The following is a 23,898-nucleotide window of genomic DNA, read 5'->3' as shown; positions in this document are numbered from 1 at the left end:
TCTCCGGCGGGCGCTGATGTCCCGCCGGCCGCTGTAAGTGAAACTGCGGAGCTAGATCCCCCGCTCATCCTTCCCCCGGGCGCCGGCGCCGAAGAGTACCTGCGCCGGGCCCGGGAAGAATTTGGGGCGGATCATGTTCCCCAGGCTATTGCCGTGCTGAATCAGTTTATGGCCCAGTTCCCCCTGGGCAGCGATGAGGCGCTGTGGCTCTACGCGCAACTTTACGAAAAACCGGGGCCCTCCCGGGATATCCGTTTAGCCCTGGACTACTATCGCCGCCTGGTAAATGAGTACCCCCAGAGCAGCCGGTACAACGATTCCCGGCGGCGGATTGCGTATCTGGAACGCTACTACATCAATATACAGTAAGGAGTTTTACTATGCCGGAAGCGTTATTAGGCCGTACAGGCTTGAGGGTAAACAAGGATGGATTTGGCGCTCTGCCGGTACAGCGGGCAAGCAAGGAAGATGCGGTAGTATTACTGCGAAAGGCCCTGGATGGAGGAATTAATTTTTTTGATACCGCCCGGGGCTATACGGACAGTGAAGAAAAGCTGGGAGCCGCCATTGGCGGGCGGCGGAACGATTTTGTTCTGGCCTCCAAAACCCATGCTAAAAAGGGGGAGGATCTTTGGAAGGATCTGGAAACAAGTCTGAAAAATCTCAAGACAAGTCATATCGATATCTACCAGTTCCACAATCCGCCGTTTTGCCCAAAACCCAATGATGGGACCGGTCTCTACGAGGCTGCACTTAAGGCCAGGGAACAGGGCAAGATACGCTTTATCAGTATTACTAATCACCGGCTGGCCGTAGCCCGGGAAGCCATAGACAGCGGCCTTTACGATACCCTGCAGTTTCCCTTTAACTATTTATCCGATGAAAAAGAACAGGCCATGGTACGGTACTGTGAAGAAAAAAACATAGGCTTCATCTGCATGAAAGCCCTGAGCGGGGGGCTTATCACCGATGTGGCAGCCTCCCGGGCTTGGCTTGGGGACTTTAAAGGCGCCGTCCCCATCTGGGGCATACAGCGGGAAAGCGAGTTAGACGCCCTGTTCGCCGCCCAGAGGGGAAACACGGTTCTAAGCGCGGAACAGCGCCGCCGTATTGAGGCGGATCGGGCGGAACTGGCGGGTAACTTCTGCCGGGCCTGCGATTACTGTCAGCCCTGCCCCGCGGAGATTAAAATTTCTACCTGCGCCCGGATGTTCCTGCTGCTCCGCCGTATGCCCCCCGGGCAGTTCCTTACGGAGGACTTTAAAAAAGAAATGGCCCGGATCGAAGACTGCATCCATTGTAACCATTGCAAGGATAATTGTCCCTATGGTCTTGATACCCCGGCTCTACTGGAGAAGAACCTGGGGGATTATCGGAAATTTTTGGCGGAACTCCCGGCGTAGTTCACTGAGTGTCAATATACTACGACTGCAGGGTATACCACTGCCGTATTTCCTTGATCAGCTCCGCAGCTTCCTCATCGGCGGCTTTGAGGAGTAGTACCCGGAACGCATCGTCAATTTCCGCCGGAGTAAACGTATAGCCCGCCTTTTGTATCCAGGAGGAAAACTGTTCCCCGCTGTCTACCCGATAAGCCAGGCCGCGGAAATCCGTGTCCTTCCTCACCCGGTCTATAAACTCAATCGCACTATTCATCGCCATTGCCTGCTCCCCGCGCCTTAAGGCCATATTTTGCTACCCGTAGTCCCATGATACGTTCGGAAATTCCCAGGTTGTTTGCGGCCCGGGAAACGTTCCCCCGGGTATAGCGTAGTTCTTCTTCAATAAGTTCCTTTTCCACCGTTTCCATAACTTCCTTCAGGGTACGCCTATCCTCAAGGCGGGATTTTTGTTTCGTCTGCAAACTGGGAGGCAGGTGGTAGCTGTGGATGGTTTCGTCGGCGGAGAGGATCACCGCCCGCTCGATGCAGTTTTCCAGCTCCCGTACATTACCCGGCCAGGAATAGTTGGTCATCAAACTTACTGCGGAGGATGAAATGTCGTGGATCTTTTTGTTATGCTCGGCGGAGAATTTTTCTACAAAGTGGTCCGCCAGAAGCATGATATCCGTTTTCCGTTCCCGCAGCGGAGGTATGACCAGGGGGAATACGCTGAGCCGGTAATAGAGATCCTCCCGGAACTTTCCTTCCCGGATGAGATGGAGCAGATCCCGGTTTGTGGCGGCAATGACCCTGATATCCACCTTGATGGTTTGGGAACCTCCTATACGCTCGAATTCCCGTTCCTGGAGAACCCGGAGGAATTTGGTCTGCGCTTCCGGGGGCAGCTCTCCGATTTCGTCCAGGAATATGGTGCCGCAGTCGGCTTGTTCAAAATAGCCCTTCCTTTGGGCCACCGCGCCGGTAAAGGATCCCCTCTCATGGCCAAAGAGGCTGCTTTCAATAAGGCTTTCCGGGATAGCGGCGCAGTTTACCTTGATGAAGGGTTTATTCGCCCGGGCGGAACCGTAGTGGACCGCATGGGCTATCCGCTCTTTGCCTACCCCGCTTTCGCCCAGCAGTAATACGGTGGCGTTGGTCCCGCTGACCTGTTCCATCTGCTGGTACAGGAGGCGCATGATCTTTGAATTACCAATAACGTAATTGGGCTGTTTATAGCGGGTACGGAGTTCCTCGTGGAGCCGGGTATTTTCTACCTTTAGGGCTTCCATCTCTTCGTACTTCATCTGGTGGATCCGGACAATTTGGCTGATCGAGGCCGCTACTATGGTAAGGATACTAACTTCGTAATCCAGGCTGTCTGACGTATGGGGAAGATCCACCCCTATGGCGCCTATCACTTCGGTACCGATATGGATAGGCACGCATACATAGGAAATATCTTTGGTATCGGCGTTATTCCACGCGCCGGTACGGTTTAAAAACCGGGGTTCATCGGCGATGCGTTTTATCACCACTGGGTTACCGGTCTCTATCACCTTGCCGGTGATACCCTCTCCCAGGGAATAACGGCCCTTGCTTTTTTGGGACGGCTCCAGCCCCCAGGCTTCGGCGGTGGCAATTTCCCCCTTGTTCCGATTCAGTATGGTGATCATCCCCCGGATTATACCGAGGTTTGAGGCGATGCGGTCTAAAATAGGCTTGAGGATGGTCTCCATATTTTCCGATTCCGAGAGGAGCCTGCTGATATCAAAAAGCAGCAGAAGCCCATCCCGCGGGCAATTTATAGAAGCGGATTCAAGGGGACAAGAAATGTCTATTGGTGCAGCCATGTACACAAGGCTATCAATATTTATACATCATATCAAGTATATTTTGCATAAAAATACATTATAGAGTATTTTTACCGGAAAATTTTCCCTACAAAAATGTAGTTTGATAATCACGGTTGTAGCTTTTGTAAGCCTTTTCTTACAATCTTTTTCTCCGGATTTTGTTATTCCGTCTAAAAATCGAGAATTTACCATGGATCTAAGACAAATTACAACATTATTTCATCGATCTGCATAGTTGGCACGGATATTGCTAGTTTACTCATAGATGCTGTTTTAATTACGGCAAAAGATTGAAATGGGGAGTAGAACATGCGAAAAATTGCAGTTTACGGGAAGGGGGGTATCGGGAAGTCTACCACTACCCAGAATACGGTGGCCGCCCTTGCCGAAATGGGAAGGAATATGATGGTAGTCGGCTGTGATCCAAAGGCGGATTCAACCCGGCTTTTGCTGAACGGCTTGGCGCAGAAAACCGTGCTTGATACCCTGCGGACCGAAGGCGAGGACCTGGACCTGGACGATGTGGTTAAGGTCGGCTTTAAGGGTACCCGCTGCGTGGAATCCGGCGGACCGGAACCGGGGGTCGGCTGCGCGGGCCGGGGTATTATTACTTCTATTAATCTCCTGGAACAGTTGGGCGCCTTCCACGAGAGCTACAAGCTGGACTATACCTTCTACGATGTTCTGGGGGACGTTGTGTGCGGCGGGTTTGCCATGCCCATACGGGACGGCAAGGCCGAGGAAATCTACATCGTCTGTTCCGGGGAGATGATGGCCATGTACGCCGCCAACAATATTTGTAAGGGCATTATGAAGTTCGCCGAAGCCGGCAAGGTACGGCTTGGGGGGCTTATCTGCAACAGCCGCAAGACCGACCGGGAGGATGAGCTTATCGTAGCCCTCGCAGAAAAACTGGGAACCCAGATGATCCACTTTGTGCCCCGGGACAATATGGTCCAGCGTGCGGAAATTAATAAAAAGACGGTTATAGATTTTGATCCCACCGTGGGTCAGGCCGATGAATACCGGGCGCTGGCAAAGGCTATTGAGGGCAACCAGAAATTTATCATTCCCAAGCCCCTGGACATTTCGGAATTAGAAAAACTGCTCATGGAATTTGGTATAGCTGATTAGATTATTACGGTGAATTAATTGGAGGAAAGAGATGATAATGGTACGGGCGATTGTGCGGCCAGAGAAGGCTGATGCGGTAATGGCTGCCTTAATGGCGGATGGCTTCCCCTCGGTAACCCGGATGAATGTATCCGGTCGGGGTAAACAACGGGGTATTAAAATTGGGGACGTCACCTACGACGAGATACCGAAAGAGTTGTTACTCATGGTGATAAAGGACAGCGATAAGGAATTTGTGATTAAGAAAATCATGGATGTGGCCCGGACCGGTAAGGGATCCTTCGGGGACGGGAAGATCTTTGTATCCCCGGTGGAGGAAGTCTATACGGTCAGCTCCGGTCTCAAGGAGGCGGCGGACGATAAAGCTCCCGCAGGCCCGGCGGTGGAGGAAACCCCATGAAGGAAGTAATGGCCATAGTCCGGATCAATATGATGAACCGGACCAAGCGCGCCCTGACGGATGCGGGGATTACCTCCATGTACGCCAAGGAATGTCTTGGCCGGGGAAAAGGGCTGGTGGAAATTCCCATCCTTAACGGCGCGGAAAAACGCTACGAGGAAATGATGGATGAACTGGGCAGTGCGGGCCGTCTGGTCCCAAAGCGGATGATCAATATTATTGTACCCAACAAACTGGTTAAGACCGTGGTGGAAACCATCATCTCGGTTAATAAGACCGGTAAGAGCGGAGACGGTAAAATATTTGTCATGCCCGTGACCAATGCTCACCGGGTACGTACCGGAGAATCCGGAGATGAGATTCTGGATCAGTGAAACATTTACGGTGTAAATGTTTCATCATACTCTTAAGGAGAATTTTTATATGCCAGTAGTACATGAAACGCCCACGGCGGAAGAGTTCAAGACCGAGGTTCTCGAAAAATATTCGTCCAAGGTTGCTAAAAAGCGCTCAAAGCAGATTATAATAAATAAAGTAGAAAACAAAGAGGACGTGCCGGAGATTCTGGCGAACTCCCGGACTATTCCGGGTATTATCACCATGCGGGGCTGCGCGTATGCAGGATGTAAGGGCGTTGTTTTAGGTCCAACCAGGGATATTTTGCAGATAACCCACGGCCCCATAGGGTGTGGGTTCTACAGCTGGCTTACCCGGCGGAACCAAACGAAGCCCGTTACGGATCAGGATGAAAACTACATAACCTATGCCATGTCCACGGATCTGCAGGAAGACGAGATCATCTTTGGGGGCGAAAAAAAATTGCGCGCCGCAATTGACGAAGCGGTGGCGATATTCCACCCCAAGGCTATCGGTATATTTGCTACCTGCCCGGTGGGGCTTATCGGTGACGATGTTCACGCCGTAGCCCGGGCCATGGAAGAAAAGTATCCGGACATCAACATATTCGGGTTTTCCTGCGAAGGCTATAAAGGGGTCAGCCAGTCCGCGGGCCACCATGTGGCGAACAATAAGGTTTTTACCGATGTGGTCGGTATAAATGACACCTTTACTAAGCCGGGGAAATTTAAACTCAACATCCTCGGTGAATACAATATCGGCGGGGATGCCTTTGAGATAGAGCGGATTGTGGCGGACTGCGGTCTAACCCTCCATTCCACCTTTTCGGGGAACTCTACCTACGAGGAATTTTCTTCCGCCCAGAATGTGGACCTCAACGTGGTTATGTGTCACCGGTCTATTAACTACCTGGCGGAAATGATGGACAAGAAATACGGCATCCCATGGTTCAAGGTGAACTTTGTGGGCGCCGAGGCCACGTCAAAATCCCTGCGGAAGATCGCCCAGTTCTATCAGGACGATGAGCTTATCAAGAAAACCGAGGCGGTGATAGAGCGGGAAATGGCGGAGGTGGAAAAAGTCCGGCTTGATGTAAAGTCCCGCTGTGAGGGGAAAACCGCAGTGTTGTATGTCGGCGGTTCCCGGGCGCACCACTACCAGGAACTGCTTGGGGAGATCGGTCTTAATATTCTTTCTGCGGGTTACGAATTTGCCCATAGGGATGACTACGAAGGCAGGAAGGTTCTTGGCTCCATTGTAATTGACGCCGATTCCCGAAACATTGAGGAGCTTACCATTGAAGCGGATCCAAAACGGTACAAGCCGCGGATCAGCGCAGAGGAGCGGGCAAAGCGGGAAAAGGATGGTTTTGAGTTTGCGGACTATCACGGCATGATGAGCGAGATGCCCGGAGAAACCTTGATTATTGACGACTGTAATCACTACGAATTAGAAGAACTGCTGGATCGGTTCCATCCGGATCTGGTTTGCGCCGGTGTGAAGGAAAAGTATGTGGTGCAGAAACGGGGTATCCCCATGAAGCAGCTCCACAGCTACGACTATATGGGTCCCTTCGCGGGTTACAAGGGAGCGGTGAATTTCTACCGAGAGATTGATCGGCTGCTCAACTGTAATGCCTTTAAATTTACGAAAGCCCCCTGGGATACGGATCCCGAGCTTTCCGCCACCTACGGCTTCAATAGTTAGGAAAAGGAAGGAGAAACCATGCTTTTAAGACATACGCCAAAGGAAATTGTTGAGCGGAGCGCCCTGACTATTAATCCGGCAAAAACCTGCCAGCCCGTGGGGGCCATGTACGCTGCCCTGGGTATTCACCGCTGCCTGCCGCACAGCCACGGATCGCAGGGATGCTGCGCCTATCACCGTAGCGCCCTGACCCGGCACTATGCGGAACCTATCATGGGCAGTACCTCATCCTTTACCGAGGGGGCGTCGGTATTCGGCGGCCAGTCCAATATGCTGGAGTCGATCAACAATATCTTTACCCTCTACGATCCGGATATCATTGCGGTAAACACTACCTGTCTTTCCGAAGTTATCGGGGACGATCTCAAGCAGATCATTAACCGGGCGATTGTGGACAACAAGATACCCCCGGGAAAGACGGTGATGTTTGCCAGTACCCCGAGCTTTAAGGGTTCCCATGTTACCGGTTATGCAAATATGCTTACCGCTATGGTACAAAACTTTGCAGAAAAGACCGGCGCAAAGAATAATTACGTTACCCTTCTGCCCTCGTTTATCGAACCCAGTGATATGAGCGAGATTAAACATATTGCTGCGGAGATGGGTGTTCAGTACATCATGTACCCTGATACCAGCGGTGTGGTTAACGCCCCCATGGACGGCAAGTTTCACATGTATCCCAAGGGCGGTACCCCCAAGGAACTGATCCGGGCCTCCGGTGATTCCCGGAGCGCCATTGCCCTGGGCCGCGTGGGTACTTTCCAGGCGGCCCAGCTCCTGGACACCAAGTGTAAAGTCAAGACCGATATCCTCGACCTGCCCATTGGGATCACCGCCACCGACGCTTTTGTGGATACCCTGCGGAAGACTGCGGGGGTTACGGTTCCGGAAAGCATTAATACTGAACGGGGTCAGCTGGTGGATGTGCTTTGCGACAAAGCCCAGTACGTATATGGAAAAAAGGTTTCCCTCATGGGCGATCCGGATACCCTCTACGGCCTGGTTCAGTTTTGTAAGGATGCGGGGATGCGTATCCTTCACGTTGTTACCGGTACCCCCGCGGGGGCCAAGTGGGACCGGCGTATGAAGGAATTGACCGGCGAAGGCACAATAGTTAAGTCCGGCGCCCAGGCGGATCTCTTTTATCTCCACCAGCTCCTGCAAAACGACAGGCCGGACCTGCTCTTTGGAAATACCTACTGCAAATATATCTCCCGGGACATGGACATCCCGCTGATCCGGACAGCGTTCCCCATCTATGACCGTATCGGCCATTCCTACGTACCTATCACGGGCTATCGCGGGGGACTTAATCTGCTAATCAAGGTTCTTGATATCCTTATGGAACGTCAGGACCGGGACGCGCCGGAAGAAAAGTTTGAACTGGTAATGTGAGGAGTGTATGGTAGAAATATTGGCGGCACGGAAACAGCAGGTTCTCGAAAAGGGTAAGGATGTCTTTACCATCGAATGTGAAAAACCCAGTACTGCGGGGTCCGTGAGCCAGCGGGCTTGTGTGTTCTGCGGATCCCGGGTGGTATTGTATCCCATTGCCGATGCGGTACATCTTATCCACGGGCCCATAGGGTGCGCAGCCTATACCTGGGAATTACGGGGCTCACTATCCAGCGGCCCGGAATTACACCGCCTTAGTTTCTCTACGGACCTCCGGGAAAATGATGTTATCTACGGGGGGGAAAAAAAACTGTACGCCGCTTTGAAGGAGTTGATTGGGGCCTATAAACCTAACGCAGCCTTTGTTTACTGCACCTGCATCATCGGCCTTATCGGGGATGATGTGGAGGCGGTATGTGCAAAGGTAGAAAAAGAGGTTGGCATACCGGTTATCCCGGTCCATTCCGAAGGCTTTAAGGGTACGAAGAAGGATGGTTACAAGGCGGCCTGCGAAGCGGTGTTCAAACTGACCGGGAAGGATGACATCACACCGGTACCGAAATTTAGTATTAATATTCTTGGTGAATTTAATTTAGCCGGGGAAACCTGGATCATAAAAGATTACTACAAACGCATGGGGGTGAATGTTGCCTCCTGTATCACCGGGGACGGAAGGGTAGCGGAGATAGGCAGGGCGCACAGGGCTAAGCTCAATGTGGTACAGTGTTCCGGCTCCATGACCTATCTGGCGAAAATGATGGAGGAAAAGTACGGCATCCCCTATATCCGGGTTTCCTATTTTGGAATAGAGGATATGAGCAAGGCTCTCTACGATGTGGCGGAATTTTTTAAGGACGACAAAATACTGGATAACACCCGGGAGCTGGTAAAATCCGAAGTAAATAAATTATTACCTAAGCTTACGGAATACCGGAAAGATCTGGAAGGAAAAAAAGCCGGGGTCTATGTGGGAGGTTCCTTCAAGGCCTTCTCCATGGTTAAGGCCCTGCGTCATCTGGGTATGGAAACCGTGGTTGTGGGCTCCCAAACCGGTTCGCCCGAAGACTACGACTACCTCAAGGAAATTACCAACGAGGGGACCATCATTTTAGATGATACTAATCCGCTGGAACTATCGGGGTTTATTTTAGAAAAGGGCGCAGATTTATTGATAGGCGGCGTTAAGGAACGGCCCATAGCCTACAAGATGGGAATTGGTTTCTGCGACCACAACCACGAGCGTAAGGAAGCGCTGGCGGGCTACGATGGGATGCTTAATTTTGCCCGGGAGGTCCATACCTCGGTGACGAGCCCGGTGTGGAAGTATTCCCCGGCGCGTATAAAAGCTGCGGAAACTGCCCGGGTTGCTAAGGAGCGCTTGGTATGACCCAGGTTATGAAAGAAGAAAACTACACATCCACCCGAAATGCCTGTAAACTCTGCTCGCCCCTGGGGGCATGTCTGGTACTGCGGGGTATTGAAGGCTGCATCCCCCTGATCCACGGATCCCAGGGCTGCTCCACCTATATACGCCGGTATGGGATAAGTCACTTTCGGGAACCCATCGATATCGCCTCGTCAAATTTTGTGGAGTCCACGGCGATTTTTGGCGGCAGGGAGAACCTTTTTACCGCTCTGGATAACGTAAGCCGCTCCTATAAGCCCAGCGCCATAGGCATCACCTCCACCTGTCTCGCCGAAACCATAGGCGAGGACGTACCCATGTACCTAAGGCAGTATCTGGCATCCCGGGAAAAAGGCGCCAGGGATACGAAGGGCATTAACCCGGTTCTGTTCTATGCTTCTACCCCAAGTTATAAGGGTACCCATATGGACGGCTTCCATGAAGCGATCCATGCGGCGGTGAGCACCTTAGCTGTTGAAGAGAAGCGGAAGACGGATCGTATTAACCTCGTATCAGGTTTTGTATCCACCGGGGATCTACGGGAACTGCACAGTATCCTGCAATCCTTTAACGTACCCTACACGCTGTTACCGGACTATTCCGAAAGTCTTGACGGCGGAACCTGGGAAACGTACCAGAAGCTTCCTCTGGGGGGCACAAAAATTGAGGATATCGCCTTAATGGGGGAGGCCGCAGGAACGGTGTACCTCGGTATGCCGCCGGGAAAGACCGATGCGGGGAAGTGGCTGGCGGATACCCATGCGGTTCCCCTGTTCAGACGGGATCTTCCCATCGGCATTGAGAATAGTGATGTTTTTTTCAATGCCCTTTCTGAAATAAGCGGTAAACCTATTCCGGAGATCTGGACCAAACAACGGGCCCGGCTTATTGATACGTATATAGACGGACACAAATACGTAAACGGAAAGCGGGCGGTGATCTACGGCGAGGAAGATTTTGTGGTTGCCCTGGCGTCCTTCCTGGATGAAATCGGGGTGATCCCGGTAATTGCCGCCACAGGCGCCGCAAGTCAGGGCTTCAAGGAACGTGTCCGGGGGTCGCTCCGGAACACGCGCCGGGAAACTGAAATACTGGACGACGCGGACTTTGTTACTATCCTGGATCGCGCCCGAACCCTGGCGCCTGATTTTATTTTAGGCCACAGTAAGGGTCTCTACCTTTCCCGGGAACTGAAGATACCACTGGTACGCTGCGGTTTTCCCATCCATGACCGGATAGGCGGACAGCGTATTCTCCATCTGGGGTATCGGGGAACATTGAACCTTTTTGATCTTATTTGCAACGCCCTCATGGAAGCTAAGCAGGATCAATTTGACAAGGGGTACACCTACCTATGATTGCGGGACATATGGAAACGATTGACTATACAAAACATCCCTGTTTTAACAGCGAAGCACGGCACAGTACCGGGCGTATTCACCTGCCGGTGGCGGCAAAATGCAATATCCAGTGTAATTTTTGTAACCGCAAATATAGCTGCGTCAACGAAAGCCGGCCCGGTGTAACCAGCGCCATACTTTCGCCATTCCAGGCCTTGGATTATCTCAGGTCGGTATTAAAAATAACTGATAACATTTCTGTCATCGGCATAGCCGGTCCAGGGGATCCCTTTGCAAACCCGGAGGAAACTTTGGCTGCCATGGAGTTGGTGCAGAAAAACTATCCGGAAAAGATACTTTGCCTGGCTACTAACGGCCTGGGTCTGCCGGATTATGCGGATCGCCTGGCGCGTCTCAATATTTCCCATGTGACCATCACGGTAAACGCCGTTGATCCCGCCATAGGCGCCAAGATTTACCCTTGGGTCCGCTACGGTCCCCATGTCTACCGGGGCATTACCGCTTCGGACCTGCTGCTCCAGCGGCAGACCGAAGCTATCAAGATTCTCAAATCCCTTGGCATTGTGGTAAAGATCAACACCGTGGTCATTCCCGGCATTAACGATGAACATATCGCGGCTGTCGCAGCTTATACCGCCGATCTGGGGGCGGATGTGCAGAACTGTATCCCCATGATGCATGTGGAGGAAACGCCCTTCGAAAATCTACCCGTTCCAACTGCGGAATCCATGGCCGCAATTCGGCTTGAGGCGGGAAAACATCTTAAACAGATGTCCCATTGCGCCCGCTGCCGCGCTGATGCAGCGGGTTTCCTGGGAGATGGTAATTCAAAGGAAATAGAAAAACTGTTGGATGAAGCAAAGAGGGTGCGTCCCACGGCGGAACGGCCGTATGTGGCGGTGGGCTCCATGGAGGGGCTTTTTGTAAACCGTCATCTGGGGGAGGCAACCCATCTTTTTATCTTCGCCCTGGAGGATGGCAAACTGGTCTTAAAGGGTCAGCGGCCTACTCCGGCCCCGGGCGGCGGGGACAAACGCTGGGAAGCGTTGGCGGCTAGTCTGGATGACTGCGTAGCAATACTGATAAGCGATTGCGGAGAGAAACCCATGCGGATACTGGAAAAGAGAGGACTTGCCATTATCTCAGGCGAAGGGCTTATCACCGATATTGCGCAGCCCCTGCTGGAAGGTAGGAGTATTCCTAAAATATTTACCGTAAGCCCAGGGCAATGCGGCGCGGGAGTTTCCTGCGGCGGTAAAGGCCAGGGCTGCGGAGCGTAGTGGAGCAGACCAGGGCTGCGGAGTCTAGCGAGTCGCGGCGTTAGAAAAACTAAAGAGGAGTGTGAAAAAAATGACGAAACCTAAGCATCATGTTTTTGTATGCGGGTCTTTCAGGGCCAATGGAACCCCCCAAGGGGTTTGTAACAAGGGCGGTTCCATGCAGCTAATGCAGTACCTGGAAGAAGAATTGGCGGACCGGGGAATGGCGGATGTCAGCGTATCCAGTACCGGCTGTCTCAAGGTCTGTGATCGGGGGCCGGCCCTGGTGGTCTATCCAGAGAACTGGTGGTTCGGTCACATCGACAGCGAGGAGGCCATTGACGCAGTGATTGATTCCATCAAAAGCGGGACCCCTTCTGCGGATCATGTGATTGCCTGATCCCGGCTCCTTGACACGATAAATGCGTTAACGGCGTCCATGCAGCATTGAAAAAGCGGCAACCCTGCGGTGAGACCGGTTCGTTCTATGGCGTAGGGGATTTCTTTTCCGGTGTCGTCAGACACGGTAATCTCCGCATAAAGGCGCAGCTGGTTACCGTATCCGTTTATTTCAAACCGGGAAAGGCGTAGTGATACTGCTTTTATCTTGTTTACCGCTTTCAGTACCGCTATTGCTCCACCGTATCCTTCGCCGGCAAGTTTCCGGACCGGTTTCCCGATACCGTATGGCACAACAGCGGCTTTGATTATGACGTTATGTTTTGAGTCATCCTTGGTAAAGGTTTCAGAAAAAGAGCGGCATATCCAAGGCCGGGGCATGTTTTTCGGCAGCAGTTTCATATCCGAGAGTAGGCATAAAAACTCGGTAATCCCCAGGGTAGCGCTGAATGTTTCGCCGGGCGGTTCGGCTTCGCCCTTAAGGTGGGCGCAGATCCGGGATAGTGCGGCGTCGTCCAGTTCCAGGCCGCAGTAACGGCGTGCGAAGAGGGCTGCACCGGCCTGGCCTGAATGACGGGAGAGGACTATACGTTCGGGTATGGTGTTCCAGCGTTCCATTTCCGGTATGGAGTAGGTTTCTGCGTTCTTCAAAAGGCCCTGCTGGTGTATGCCCGAACCATGGGCCCTGGTATTCCAGCCGCTGAGGGGCTTCATGGGGGAAAGACCTGTCTTTGCAGCTTCCGCGCTAAGCCGTATCAGCGGGCCGAGCTTTTCCGGCAGTATCCCTGTGACGGCATGGTACAGATCCGGCCTGGCGTCCAGGTTGGCGGCCAACTCTTCCAGGGCGGCGTTTCCCGCCCGTTCCCCAAGGCCCAGTACTGATACCTCCGCTTGGCCGCAGCCGGCTTCAATCGCCGCCAGGGTATTTGCGCAGGCAAGGCCAAGATCGTTGTGGCAGTGGACACTGAGGATACTATTGCTGCTGTTTAGCCGGGGTATTCTCCTGAAGAGAAAGCTTATCAGGTCCCGGATTTCGCCGGGGGCAAACCGGCCTAGGGTATCGGCAATATTGATAATCTCCGCTCCGGCATCCAGGGCGGCCTCGCAGTATTCCTGCAGAAAGTCCTTATCCGCCCGGCTTGCGTCTTCGGCGCCAAGCTCCACCCGGGGCACAAATCCTTTGGCGTAGGACACCGCTTCCCGGACCATGGTGATTATACCGGCTTCGGTTTTTCCAAGCTTTGCGTGTATGTGGATTCGGCTCACCGGAAGGGACAGATGGAGGAGACCGGGGATGCCCCCTGCAAAAACTTTTGCGGACTCCCGAATATCTTCGGGCCGGCTTCGACACATCACCGCGGTACGGCCCGGAAATTCCTCCGCGGCTTGGCGGCACACATTAAAATCACTGCGGTTGGAAAGGGGGAACCCGGTTTCGATGATATCAACCCCGGCTTCCGCCAGGGATCGGGCTAGTTCCAGCTTTTGGTCAGGCGAAAAAGCAAAACCCGCCGCCTGATCTCCATCCCGCAGGGTAGTATCGAGGATAGTGATCCGCCGGGGGCGAATATCAGTGGAGCGTTCCGGCATTTTGTACCGTAGGTTCCTGGGTGTGGAACGTCGTTGCGGGCAGTGCAATTTCCTGTTCCGCCAGCCGGGCTACCCGGTCTATGGCATCTACGAAAAGGGGCACATCCTCCGGTTTTGGTTTTATTATAGTAAAATCGAATATGGAGCAGATGGACTGAAGAGAATCGAAGTAGAGAAGGGACTTTTCCAAATCCTCGGGGAGGGTCATGAAAAGCTTCGACTCCCCCACAAAATCTGACATGGTGTGATTCTGCGGCAGGATCCCGCGGTGGGTAAATATGGCCATAAAATATTTTTCAATGCCCATGGCGGCAATATTCTGAATCAGCTCGGGGGTAAAGATGTTTTGCCGCTTTAGGCCGCCCCGTACGGTCCGGTGAAAACCCTGTCCATCCTCAAAAAACTGTTCCCAATCCTTTTTTTGTTTTTCCATGGGATGATTCTACGGGTCTATCCCTGTTGTGTCAACGCGATTGGGTTAATTATCCTTGCTGCCCTTTTTCCCTTTTTTTGTAAATTGGAACAGGGTAAATAAAAACCCCGCCATTAGGCGGGGCAATTTTCTGCGGCCAAGAAGACTCGAACTTCCATACCTCTCGGCACCAGCACCTCAAGCTGGCGTGTCTACCAGTTCCACCATGGCCGCAGGAACTAGGGTAACGAAGATATACTACCGAATTCCCCGTTTTATTGTCAAGCCTTGAATTGACAGCAGGGTAAATAGGGACAATAATGAAAATTATGGTAAAAATGTACTATTTTGTGGGGCTAATTTTTGTGATGACCTTGGTGTTTTCCGGATGTGCCAAGGATGATGCAGACAGAAATGACCCGGCAACGCTCCGGGTACTAAACTATTTTGATACGACCCTGCCCGGCAGCGCCGAAGAAGCGGCCCGGGTTTGGGATGCCTTTGAGGAGGCGAATCCCCATATTACCATAGTCCGGGAGGATCTGTATGGCGAATCCTACCACGATAGAATAGCAGCCTGTATTGAGGAGCGGCAGTTTCCGGACATTATCTTTGCCTGGCCTTCGGGGCGGTCTGCGTCTCTCCATACCGGGAAAATTCTGAAGGATCTTTCGCCATTGGCGGCCAGGGATAAGCTCGGGACGGTCTTTTCCCCCGCAGCTCTGGACGGGGGCGCCCAGGCCGCAGGATACTTGGGTATATTGCCCAGGTCTCTTACTTCCACCCATGCCTTCTATGTGAATACCACGGTACTTGCCGATGCGGGGCTTACGGCGGCGAAGACCTATGATGAGCTCAAAGCCCAGGTTCCCATACTTAGGTCAAAGGGCTATGAAACCATCATCCTGGGCAACCAGGACGGCTGGGTAATGCAGGAATGCCTGTTCTCCCTCATTGCCGGGCGTTTCTGCGGTGAAGCTTGGGAACAGGCGATACTTTCCGGCAAGGCGAAATTTACCGACAGCGACTTTACGGCGGCCCTTGAATTTATCCAATCCCTCTATACTGATAAGGTTATAGCCAGAACTACCCTGCTCATTGATTACGGGGATGTTGTTACCCAGTTTGCCGAAAACAAAGCCGCCTACCTTATCGATGGCGATTGGCGCGCCCGGGCTTTTATCCCCCTTGAGCGGCAGGAGGATATTCTGGTTACCCTGTTCCCGGAGATTAGCGGGGTTAGGTTTAACGATTCCAGCTCCGTGATACCCGGGGCAGGTTGGGGTATCAGCGCGAATATACGCAATAAATCCCCGGAGGAACGGGCTGCTTGGCGCCTTATACAGTGGCTTTCCGGCAGGGAAACACAGACCCGGCTTCTGAGCACGGGGGAAATAGGCATACCGAGCCGGATTGATATCGACGAAAGCGCCCTGGACCTGGAACCTCTACAGAAAGAGGTGGCTAAGTTCGCCCGGGAGTATAAAACAGGTACTGCGGTGATCGACCGGGTTTTTCCGGAAGCGGTGTACAGCTCCATCAACGATGGATTGCAGGAAATAGCCATGGGGACCAAAAACCCCGGGGATGTAAGCTTTACGGCCCAGAATGCCCTTGACGCGTGGAGGGCAAAACAATAATTAGCAGTACTATCCCCGTACTTCCGCTGTTGCTTTTTCCAGGGCCGCAATAACCCTATCGCACCACGCATCGAATTCCGGGTCCTCTATCTGCAATTCCTTATGGGCCAGCACATTTTCGATGGTCTTCCGAATACCCTGATCAAAGCGGACTGTGGCGGTAAAGCCGGGAACCAGCCGTTTAAGTTTGGTATTGTCGAAGACCACGGAGTTTGCCTTATCACCGATGAGCCCTCCGGTAAGGTCATAATCGCTCACCGCGGCGAGGAATTCGCTGGACACGTGGACTGCCTTGAGAGGCCGATCCAAGGCGGCGGCGATGGCGGCGTATACCTGGTTCCAGGTTACTGTTTCGTCGGAGGTAATCCCAACGGCCTCCCCAATGGCGTGGGCGTTGCCCATGAGGCCGATAAAGCCCCGGGCGAAGTCGCTATTGTGGGTCATGGTCCAGAGGCTCGTCCCGTCGCCGTGGATAATTACCGGCTTCCCGTCCAGGATACGCTTTGCTACCTGCCAGCTTCCGTTTTTGCCGTGGACCCCCAGGGGTATGCTCCGTTCATCGTAGGTATGGCTGGGACGAACTATCGTGATGGGGTAGCCCTCTTCCCGGTTTTTTTTGATGAGAAAATCTTCAAGGGCGATTTTATCCCGGGAATACTGCCAGTAGGGATTTGCCAGTGGGGTACTCTCGTTGATTAGGTAGTTTTGCAGGGGCTTCTGGTAGGCCGATGCGGAGCTGAAACACAGGTATTGCTTGGTTTTGCCCTTAAAGAGCCGGTAATCCCGCTCCGCATGGGCGGCGGTAAAGGCGATAAAATCCGCCACCACGTCAAATTGGTGGTCCTTAATTTTTCCGACGATATCCGCCTCGTTGTTGATATCCCCGCGTATCTCCTTCACCGCCTTGGAGAACACATCGTTGCGGGTTCCCCGATTAAGCAGATACAGTTCATGGCCCTGTTCCAGAAGCTGCCGGGAAATGGCCGTACTGATGGTCCCGGTCCCGCCGATAAATAATACTTTCATACTGCTCTCCTTTCTTTGAATTACCGATAGGAAGTATAAGGATAATAGTGAAAAAAGTCCATGTAATCCCGGAACTTCCAGCGAAGCCTCCGGCGAAAAGTGTTGAAAGGATTATTATAATACGGGTATACTGTATAAAGGAGTGAGGCCGGAATGGGGAGAGTTTTAGGCAGGGTTTTTCTTTTATTGCTGCTCATCGCCATTTTAGCCGGCGGCGGTCTGGTATGGTTTGATTACCTCAATGTTATCGACGCCAAGGCGGTTTTGGCCCCGGTGTATCGCCTTATCGGCCTGCAGCCCCGCTCTCAGGCGGAAACCGGGGAGGATGAGTTCCTTTCCCTGGACGCGGAACGGCTGGCCATACGGCTGGAGGCCCTGGAACTCCGTAATATGGAGATGGAACAGAAGGAACAGGAACTGGTTTCCCGGCAGGATCAAATAGAGCAGATGGCCCAGGACCTGGAGGAACGGCAAAAAGCTTTGGATGAACGGGAGAATTCCTTCAATGCCATGGTGGAAGACGCCGACATTAGATCCAGGAACGTTGAGCAGAATGCGCGTTATTTGAATGGTATGCCTCCGGAGCGAGCGGTGGGCATAATAACCAACATGAACGATCAGGATGCCATCGACGTACTCCGGAAGACCGAAGAGATTGCCCAGGCTGAAGGAAGCGCTTCCATCGTATCCTACTGGCTGTCACTCATGCCCCCCGAACGGGCGGCGGAGCTGCAGCGTAAGATGGCGGGGAGACCCTCCCTCAGAGACTAGACAGACCGGCTTCCGGAGTAATCACACCTTGGTGTGAAAACTACAGGAGGTCGGGCGGTGTTGGCAGCAGTATCCCCCCAATCACAATCCGTAGAAAGTCTGAATTCCGGAGAGGTTAAGCACTCCAAGGGGGCAAAAAAAGGCGCCCTGGGTGTATTTGCCAAACTGCTTGCGGGACTTACACGGAAAACCAAAGCCGGCGGCGAAGAAGCCGGCAAAATTGAGACGGAAGGACTTGTCTCAACGGAAAAAATCGCCAAGGCGGCCAAGGATGCCGCCGGGAAAAACGCGAAATTGTCCGCTGAAGATAAAAACGTCCTTTCCGCTGGTAATGAAAAAATCCAAAACAGGGACCGGCGTCTTTTATTTGCTATGCAGGGGGAGGGTGATGCCCTTTCTCCGGCGGAACTGCTCAAAGAGGCGGCGGCTAAAAAAACTAAACTGGCCAAGGAAAGCGGCGAAGGGGAGGGTGACAACGATTCCCTCCCGGCGGCGATAGCACTAAGCCAGGGCTTATTAAACGATCAGTCCCTTACGGGAATACACCCCGGAGAAGGGGCGGATTTGGCGGATCAGCACAACATTCTTGAGTTTAGCGGGGCGAATGACCGGTTCCAGGATCTGAAGGATCTTCGGAATATTGCCCGGGAACTTCCTGAAAATGGGGCGGAAACTGCGGTTAACGCCGAGCTTTCGCAGCTAGCCCAGGGGAAGGGACGCAATCCCGGCGGGGTTGAGAAAAAAGAAAAGGGCTCCGCCACGGCAGCGGAAACCAAGAACAGCAAAAAAAACCGGGAACGGATTACCCTGGAGGTCCAGGATCTCAGGACCGAGGGAAACGGCGCCGTCCTTAACCCCGGACAGGAAATAAAGTCCGGGGCAAATGCCGGAGCGGAACGGGTTGTTGATATCGCGGTGGAGCTCAAAAACAACGGCAGAAGCCGGGAGTACATGGAACTGGGCCAGGAGAAAAGCCCGGGACGGGCCTTCGAAGATATTCTTGCCAGGGAACTCCACCAGAACCTTAACGGTGATATAGTCCGGCAGGCGTCCATCATGGTCAAGGACGGCGGGGAGGGACCATTAAACTTTCCCTCAAACCCGAGTCTCTGGGAATGGTAAAGATACGCCTTGAAATGGCCGAAAACAAGATCACAGGGCATATCATTGTTGAAAGCAATGAGGCCCTCCGGGCGTTTGAGAAGGAAATCCACTCCCTGGAGCAGGCTTTCCGGGATTCCGGCTTTGACGGGGCCAGTCTTGATATGGCCCTTGCGGGAGACGGCGGCCAAAATAGCGGCCAGGGGCAGTGGAACAGAGAGGCGGCAACCCCGTTTTTCTCTTCCCATGTTGTTTCGTCCAGTTATGACGCCATGGCGGAAACCATGGACCCCCTTAGCATGGAGGCCGGATTCAATGGCTTTGAAAGCCCGGGCATGTCCCGGGTCAATGTGTTGGTGTAGTCGTGTAAAACACGCAGTGTTAAAACACGCAGTGTTAAAACACGTAGTATTTAGGAGATAGAAAAAATGGCAGCGCTTGAAGCGGTTCTTAGCTCTCAGGAAAAGGCAGTCCTTAGCATGGAAGTGGACACCTTCAACAAATCGATACAGAAGGGCAGGATGCCCAACCAGAGCCTGGGTAAGGATGATTTTTTAAAAATACTCATCACCCAGTTGAGCCATCAGGACCCTACCGCCCCTATGGAGGACAAGGAATTCATCGGGCAGATGGCCCAGTTCTCTACCCTGGAACAGATGACCGGCATGGCCAGCGATTTTTCCCGGCTGGCGAATCTTCTTACCGGCGGTGAAGCCACCTCCGCCCTGGGGCGTTCGGTGGAAATTGTCGAGGGAGACCGGGTTGTCCAGGGAACGGTACGGGCAGTTGCCCGGGGAGCCGTACCCGAGGTATTGGTAAACGGCGCCTACTATCAGTGGGATCAGGTTACCAGAGTATTTGAGGAATAGGAGTAAACTACTATGATGCGATCATTATTTTCCGGTGTGTCGGGATTACAGAATCACCAGACCAGGATGGACGTGGTAGGTAATAACATTGCCAACGTCAACACCACCGGATTCAAACGGAACAGAGTTAATTTTCAGGATATGATATACCAGCAGCTTCAGGGGGCAGCAAAACCCACGGAAGACCTCGGCGGTGTGAACCCCAAGGAAGTTGGTCTCGGGATGTCGGTGGCCTCCATCGACACCATCCATACGCAAGGCTCCCTCCAGACCACCGGTGTGGGTACCGATTTGGCGATCCAGGGTACGGGCTTCTTCGTCCTTAAGCAGGGCGAAAAATCCTTCTACACCCGGGCGGGCGCTTTCGGCTTAGACCAGGAGGGTTTGCTGGTAAACCCCGCCAACGGTATGCGGGTTCAGGGCTGGCAGGCCCGGACCATTGGGGGTGAGCAGGTACTGGATGTTTCCCGGGACACCGAGAACCTCGTTATCCCCGTGGGGAGCAAAGATGCTGCCCGCGCCACTACGGCGGTCGACTTTGCCTGTAACTTAGACAAGCGGACCCCCATCGTTCCCAACGATCCTACCCCGGCGGAAATTGCCCACGGTACCTGGGGTACGGAAATGAAAATCTACGATTCCTTTGGCCTGGAACACATACTCCGGGTAGAATTCCTGCGTAACTGGGGCTTCAACGCAGAAGGTGAACCCCTGGCGAACCTCAACAACCGCTGGACCGCTACGGTAACGGTGGATCCGGAAAGTGCCCAGCCAACCAATACTGAAGTAGGTATGGTGGGACAAGTCCCGGCGGCGACAAACACCTTTACGGTAATCTTCAACAACAACGGTACACTCCAGGGTCTTGAGGACATCAACGGCGCCGTGACCAACGGTGAGGGCCCGGTGGTGATGAATGTGGCCTTCGATGTGCAGAGCGCGGCTCCGGAACTTGACGGCGGAATGATCCGTCAGGAATTTGCCCTGAACCTGGGCACCGTGGGGGGACTGGTAAACAGCATCACCCAGTATGCGGAGTCCAGTTCTACCAAGGCTATCATTCAGGACGGTTATACCATGGGCTACCTGGAAAACTTTAAGATCGACCAGAGCGGGACTATCACCGGGGTGTATTCCAACGGGACGAACCGCACCCTGGGGCAGGTGGCCATAGCCAGCTTTGCTAACCAGGGCGGTCTGGAAAAGGGCGGGGACAATGTCTTCCTGGTGAGCAACAACTCGGGTTACGCCAATATAGGCCCCTCGGGTATAGCGGGGAAGGGCAAGATCATTGCCGGTACCCTGGAAATGTCCAACGTGGATCTTTCAGAACAGTTCGTGGATATGATCGTTACCCAGCGCGGGTTCCAGGCTAACTCCCGGACCATCCAGACTGCGGACCAGCTCCTGCAGGAAATTTTGACTCTCAAAAGGTAAACTAAGTGATTAAGGTAACCCGGCTGAACGGAATGGAATACTATTTAAATCCGCATCAAATTGAGTCCCTCGAAGTTCGGCCGGATACCACCTTCCAGATGCTGTCCGGTAAAATTATTGTGGTGAAAGAAACGGTGACCGAAGTTATCGACCGGATCGTGGAGTATCGCCGGAGAATCGGCGGTTTTAAGAATGAGGAGTAGAGGAAAAGCGGTATGAATATATCAACCTTAATTGGTGTTGCCGGTTGTTTTGGCATGGTTTTGCTGGGGATCATCTCCGGAGGTACATCCGTAATGACCTTCTGGGATCTCCCCTCAATCCTGATCGTCGTGCTGGGTTCCTACTTCGGCCTCTTCACATTCAGCAGTATTGCCGACACGGTTGGTATCTTCAATACTATCGGCTTGACCTTTAAGGCCACTAACTTTAACGAAAAAGCGCTTATCCAGCAATTGATGAATATGTCAGAAAAGGCCCGGCGGGAAGGACTCCTGGCGCTGGAAGAAATGCTGGACGATCTGGACGATGAATTTATCAAGAAGGGGCTGCGGCTCGTGGTGGACGGCACCGACGCAGAGATTGTGCGGAACCTTATGGAAACAGAGCTGGGCCAGATGCAGGAACGGCACGTTTCAAAAATCAAGGTTGTCAATATGTGGGGTACCCTGGCCCCCGGACTTGGTATGTTGGGCACGGTTATCGGGCTTATCGGTATGTTGAAGAACCTGGAAGATAAATCCTCCCTGGGACCGAACATGGCCGTTGCGCTTATCACCACCCTGTACGGTTCCATGGTTGCTAACCTTCTGATGATTCCCTGGTCGGGCAAATTACAGATCATGGACGCCACGGAATCCAAGGTTAAGGAAATGGCCATCGAGGGAGTCCTCTCCATCCAGGCAGGCGATAACCCCCGTATATTGGGGATGAAGCTCCTGACCTATTTGAATCCCCTGGATCGCAAAGCAGTAGAAGCGGAAGTGCTCAAAGATTAAGGAAGTATAACGTGGCGAAAAAGAAAAAGCCCGAGGCGGGCGGTGCGGGCGGTGAGTGGATTGTAACCTATTCAGACATGGTTACCCTGATGCTCTGTTTCTTTGTCGCCCTTTTCAACCCCGATGATGTAACCCCAACCACCGTGGAAGCCCTGATTTCCGCATTCAACAACCAGGGTATCGGGGCCAATTCCGGGGGAAATACCCTGGGGGCCGGTAAAAGCGCGGATCTGGGAAATACCATCGCCGCCCTGCCGGCCATGGAAAAGGGCGAGTCCCTGGGCACGGCCTTAAAAAAAGCCATAAGCCTTTTTAACCCGGAAGTTAAATCCAACAAAGTCAAGGTTACCCATGACGAGCGGGGTCTCGTTATAAGTCTGGCTTCGGACGCCTTTTTTAACCCCGCCAGCGCACGGATCAATGTGGAACAGACCCGGGATATTCTGCTGCGTTTAGGAACCCTCCTGGTCTCGGATGAGGTAAGGGGGCGAAAATTCCGCATCGAAGGCCATACCGATGATACTCCGGTGGATCCCGAAGGTCCTTGGGACTCGAATTGGGAACTTTCTACCGCCCGGTCTATCAGTGTTCTTCACTATCTTACCGATATTGGAGTAGAGGAACGGCGTTTTCAAGTGGCTGGATTTGCCGCCACGGCCCCGGTAGCCTCGGATGATACCGCAGAAGGCAGGGCATATAACCGCCGGGTGGATGTTATCATCCTGGATGACGGCCATTTGTAGAATGGCCAGGCCTTTTGTAAGGAAAGGGTTTGCATTAAATGGTATTTTTGTATACTATAAATAGAGAGTCGGAGGGTTAGGTCATGGCTGATGGCGACGATATATTGGACGAGGGGGGCGAAGCTCAAGACTCAGGCGGCGGCGGTTCTAAAAAAGCAGGCGGCTTAGGCGCTTTACTGCCGAATTTGCTCAAATTTGTAGCCATAGGTTTGGGCGCCCTGATTTTTATTATCACCGTAACGGTGATCACCTTTAATTTTATGAATAAGGGCGGGCCATCCCAGACCGTTGTGGCGGATTCCTCTTCCCCCTATATCGGGAAACGGCCGGAGTATCTCTATTTCAATTCCATAGGCACGGTGCGGTGCAGAACCAAGGATCCTACTTCACATTCGGTGGTGGTTGATTTGGCCATCGGTTATGATATGAACGATAAGAATGCTGCCACCGAACTAACCACTCGGCTCTACGAGCTCCAGGATTTTGTGCGGAATTTTTTTAGTTCCAAGTATGCCCGGGATCTGGCAACCGAAAACGAAGCCAGGCTGAAGCAGGAGATCATCGAGGCATTAAATACCCGGGTCCTGAATTCCTCAAAGGCAAAAAATATTGTGTTTAAACAGCTTGATGTGGTGGAGTTATGATCCGTAAGAAGGGGG

26 protein-coding genes and 1 tRNA gene are annotated in these 23,898 nt (G+C 52.9%); 21 read left to right on the top strand and 6 right to left on the bottom strand.

What is annotated here, in order from left to right; all coding sequences use genetic code 11:
- A partial coding sequence (locus TPRIMZ1_RS18955; protein ID WP_010260156.1) for a tetratricopeptide repeat protein occupies positions 1-369 on the top strand: 369 nt, incomplete at its 5' end.
- Positions 370-380: 11 nt separating this feature from the next.
- Complete coding sequence (locus tag TPRIMZ1_RS0112495; protein ID WP_010260150.1) at positions 381-1,403, top strand: aldo/keto reductase; 1,023 nt, start codon at positions 381-383, stop codon at positions 1,401-1,403.
- Between the two features lie 19 nt (positions 1,404-1,422).
- Here TPRIMZ1_RS0112495 and TPRIMZ1_RS0112490 read toward each other — a convergent pair whose 3' ends face one another.
- Both TPRIMZ1_RS0112490 and TPRIMZ1_RS0112485 read right to left on the bottom strand, forming a co-directional pair.
- Positions 1,423-1,662, bottom strand: a complete 240-nt coding sequence (locus tag TPRIMZ1_RS0112490) for a Nif11-like leader peptide family natural product precursor (protein ID WP_157784231.1) — start codon at positions 1,660-1,662, stop codon at positions 1,423-1,425.
- Positions 1,649-3,232, bottom strand: a complete 1,584-nt coding sequence (locus TPRIMZ1_RS0112485; RefSeq protein WP_010260144.1) for a sigma-54 interaction domain-containing protein — start codon at positions 3,230-3,232, stop codon at positions 1,649-1,651. The genes TPRIMZ1_RS0112490 and TPRIMZ1_RS0112485 overlap by 14 nt, the downstream gene beginning before the upstream one ends.
- 312 nt (positions 3,233-3,544) lie before the next feature.
- On the opposite strand from TPRIMZ1_RS0112485, the gene nifH reads away from it, so the two are divergent.
- From nifH to TPRIMZ1_RS0112440, 9 genes are all read left to right on the top strand, one after another.
- A complete protein-coding gene (nifH, locus tag TPRIMZ1_RS0112480; RefSeq protein ID WP_010260142.1) occupies positions 3,545-4,369 on the top strand; it encodes a nitrogenase iron protein in 825 nt (274 codons plus the stop codon).
- A gap of 31 nt (positions 4,370-4,400) precedes the next feature.
- Positions 4,401-4,769, top strand: coding sequence for a P-II family nitrogen regulator (locus TPRIMZ1_RS0112475; RefSeq protein ID WP_010260140.1), 369 nt, complete (start codon positions 4,401-4,403; stop codon positions 4,767-4,769).
- Entirely contained in the window at positions 4,766-5,143 is a 378-nt protein-coding gene (locus TPRIMZ1_RS0112470) for a P-II family nitrogen regulator (RefSeq protein ID WP_010260137.1), read from the top strand. The genes TPRIMZ1_RS0112475 and TPRIMZ1_RS0112470 overlap by 4 nt, the downstream gene beginning before the upstream one ends.
- Positions 5,144-5,192: 49 nt before the next feature.
- Positions 5,193-6,833 carry a nitrogenase component I subunit alpha gene (locus TPRIMZ1_RS0112465; protein WP_010260134.1) on the top strand — a complete coding sequence of 547 codons (1,641 nt, stop codon included), beginning with the start codon at positions 5,193-5,195 and terminating at the stop codon, positions 6,831-6,833.
- Positions 6,834-6,851: 18 nt separating this feature from the next.
- Positions 6,852-8,228: a nitrogenase component 1 gene (locus TPRIMZ1_RS0112460; RefSeq protein ID WP_010260131.1), complete on the top strand. Its 1,377-nt coding sequence runs from the start codon at positions 6,852-6,854 to the stop codon at positions 8,226-8,228.
- Between the two features lie 7 nt (positions 8,229-8,235).
- The gene (gene nifE, locus TPRIMZ1_RS0112455) at positions 8,236-9,615 is read left to right on the top strand and encodes a nitrogenase iron-molybdenum cofactor biosynthesis protein NifE (RefSeq protein ID WP_010260129.1); all 1,380 of its coding nucleotides are present in this window, start codon (positions 8,236-8,238) and stop codon (positions 9,613-9,615) included.
- Positions 9,612-10,991 carry a nitrogenase component 1 gene (locus tag TPRIMZ1_RS0112450; RefSeq protein WP_010260127.1) on the top strand — a complete coding sequence of 460 codons (1,380 nt, stop codon included), beginning with the start codon at positions 9,612-9,614 and terminating at the stop codon, positions 10,989-10,991. Before nifE ends, TPRIMZ1_RS0112450 begins: the two co-directional genes overlap by 4 nt.
- A complete protein-coding gene (locus TPRIMZ1_RS0112445) occupies positions 10,988-12,274 on the top strand; it encodes a radical SAM protein (protein ID WP_010260125.1) in 1,287 nt (428 codons plus the stop codon). Before TPRIMZ1_RS0112450 ends, TPRIMZ1_RS0112445 begins: the two co-directional genes overlap by 4 nt.
- A gap of 70 nt (positions 12,275-12,344) precedes the next feature.
- Entirely contained in the window at positions 12,345-12,653 is a 309-nt protein-coding gene (locus TPRIMZ1_RS0112440) for a (2Fe-2S) ferredoxin domain-containing protein (protein ID WP_010260123.1), read from the top strand.
- Here TPRIMZ1_RS0112440 and TPRIMZ1_RS0112435 read toward each other — a convergent pair.
- The 3 genes from TPRIMZ1_RS0112435 to TPRIMZ1_RS0112420 all read right to left on the bottom strand — a co-directional run bounded on the left by TPRIMZ1_RS0112435 (position 12,638) and on the right by TPRIMZ1_RS0112420 (position 14,888).
- Positions 12,638-14,242 carry a LeuA family protein gene (locus TPRIMZ1_RS0112435; RefSeq protein ID WP_010260121.1) on the bottom strand — a complete coding sequence of 535 codons (1,605 nt, stop codon included), beginning with the start codon at positions 14,240-14,242 and terminating at the stop codon, positions 12,638-12,640. The two genes, TPRIMZ1_RS0112440 and TPRIMZ1_RS0112435, sit on opposite strands and share 16 nt — an antisense overlap.
- Positions 14,223-14,675 carry a hypothetical protein gene (locus TPRIMZ1_RS0112430; RefSeq protein ID WP_010260117.1) on the bottom strand — a complete coding sequence of 151 codons (453 nt, stop codon included), beginning with the start codon at positions 14,673-14,675 and terminating at the stop codon, positions 14,223-14,225. The genes TPRIMZ1_RS0112435 and TPRIMZ1_RS0112430 overlap by 20 nt, the downstream gene beginning before the upstream one ends.
- Positions 14,676-14,806: 131 nt before the next feature.
- Positions 14,807-14,888: transfer RNA gene (locus TPRIMZ1_RS0112420), tRNA-Leu, on the bottom strand.
- Between the two features lie 86 nt (positions 14,889-14,974).
- Between TPRIMZ1_RS0112420 and TPRIMZ1_RS0112415 the strand changes: the two genes are divergently transcribed.
- Positions 14,975-16,294: an extracellular solute-binding protein gene (locus tag TPRIMZ1_RS0112415; RefSeq protein WP_010260114.1), complete on the top strand. Its 1,320-nt coding sequence runs from the start codon at positions 14,975-14,977 to the stop codon at positions 16,292-16,294.
- Positions 16,295-16,303: 9 nt separating this feature from the next.
- On the opposite strand, the gene TPRIMZ1_RS0112410 is transcribed toward TPRIMZ1_RS0112415, so the two are convergent.
- Positions 16,304-17,320: an SDR family oxidoreductase gene (locus tag TPRIMZ1_RS0112410; RefSeq protein WP_010260111.1), complete on the bottom strand. Its 1,017-nt coding sequence runs from the start codon at positions 17,318-17,320 to the stop codon at positions 16,304-16,306.
- 153 nt (positions 17,321-17,473) lie between these two features.
- On the opposite strand from TPRIMZ1_RS0112410, the gene TPRIMZ1_RS0112405 reads away from it, so the two are divergent.
- The 9 genes from TPRIMZ1_RS0112405 (at position 17,474) to TPRIMZ1_RS0112365 (ending at position 23,883) form a co-directional block, all read left to right on the top strand.
- Positions 17,474-18,091, top strand: coding sequence for a periplasmic-type flagellar collar protein FlbB (locus tag TPRIMZ1_RS0112405; RefSeq protein ID WP_010260108.1), 618 nt, complete (start codon positions 17,474-17,476; stop codon positions 18,089-18,091).
- A gap of 33 nt (positions 18,092-18,124) precedes the next feature.
- Positions 18,125-19,213 carry a hypothetical protein gene (locus TPRIMZ1_RS0112400; RefSeq protein ID WP_157784230.1) on the top strand — a complete coding sequence of 363 codons (1,089 nt, stop codon included), beginning with the start codon at positions 18,125-18,127 and terminating at the stop codon, positions 19,211-19,213.
- Positions 19,207-19,554 (top strand): flagellar hook-length control protein FliK, encoded by a 348-nt coding sequence (locus tag TPRIMZ1_RS0112395; RefSeq protein ID WP_026043699.1) that lies wholly within the window; start codon positions 19,207-19,209, stop codon positions 19,552-19,554. The genes TPRIMZ1_RS0112400 and TPRIMZ1_RS0112395 overlap by 7 nt, the downstream gene beginning before the upstream one ends.
- 66 nt (positions 19,555-19,620) lie before the next feature.
- A complete protein-coding gene (gene flgD / locus TPRIMZ1_RS0112390; protein ID WP_010260105.1) occupies positions 19,621-20,061 on the top strand; it encodes a flagellar hook assembly protein FlgD in 441 nt (146 codons plus the stop codon).
- Between the two features lie 12 nt (positions 20,062-20,073).
- Positions 20,074-21,498: a flagellar hook protein FlgE gene (flgE, locus tag TPRIMZ1_RS0112385; RefSeq protein WP_010260102.1), complete on the top strand. Its 1,425-nt coding sequence runs from the start codon at positions 20,074-20,076 to the stop codon at positions 21,496-21,498.
- Positions 21,499-21,503: 5 nt separating this feature from the next.
- Positions 21,504-21,701: a flagellar FlbD family protein gene (locus TPRIMZ1_RS0112380; RefSeq protein WP_010260099.1), complete on the top strand. Its 198-nt coding sequence runs from the start codon at positions 21,504-21,506 to the stop codon at positions 21,699-21,701.
- Positions 21,702-21,713: 12 nt separating this feature from the next.
- Positions 21,714-22,496: a motility protein A gene (locus tag TPRIMZ1_RS0112375; protein ID WP_010260096.1), complete on the top strand. Its 783-nt coding sequence runs from the start codon at positions 21,714-21,716 to the stop codon at positions 22,494-22,496.
- 11 nt (positions 22,497-22,507) lie between these two features.
- Positions 22,508-23,239, top strand: a complete 732-nt coding sequence (motB, locus tag TPRIMZ1_RS0112370) for a flagellar motor protein MotB (protein ID WP_010260093.1) — start codon at positions 22,508-22,510, stop codon at positions 23,237-23,239.
- A gap of 83 nt (positions 23,240-23,322) precedes the next feature.
- The gene (locus TPRIMZ1_RS0112365) at positions 23,323-23,883 is read left to right on the top strand and encodes a flagellar basal body-associated FliL family protein (RefSeq protein ID WP_010260089.1); all 561 of its coding nucleotides are present in this window, start codon (positions 23,323-23,325) and stop codon (positions 23,881-23,883) included.
- The last annotated feature ends 15 nt before the right edge of the window (positions 23,884-23,898 follow it).

It is taken from the genome of Treponema primitia ZAS-1, from assembly GCF_000297095.1.
Taxonomy (GTDB): Bacteria; Spirochaetota; Spirochaetia; order Treponematales; family Breznakiellaceae; genus Termitinema; species Termitinema primitia_A.
Note: the sequence above shows the minus strand (reverse complement) of the source record. Positions and strands in the feature narration are given on the sequence as shown.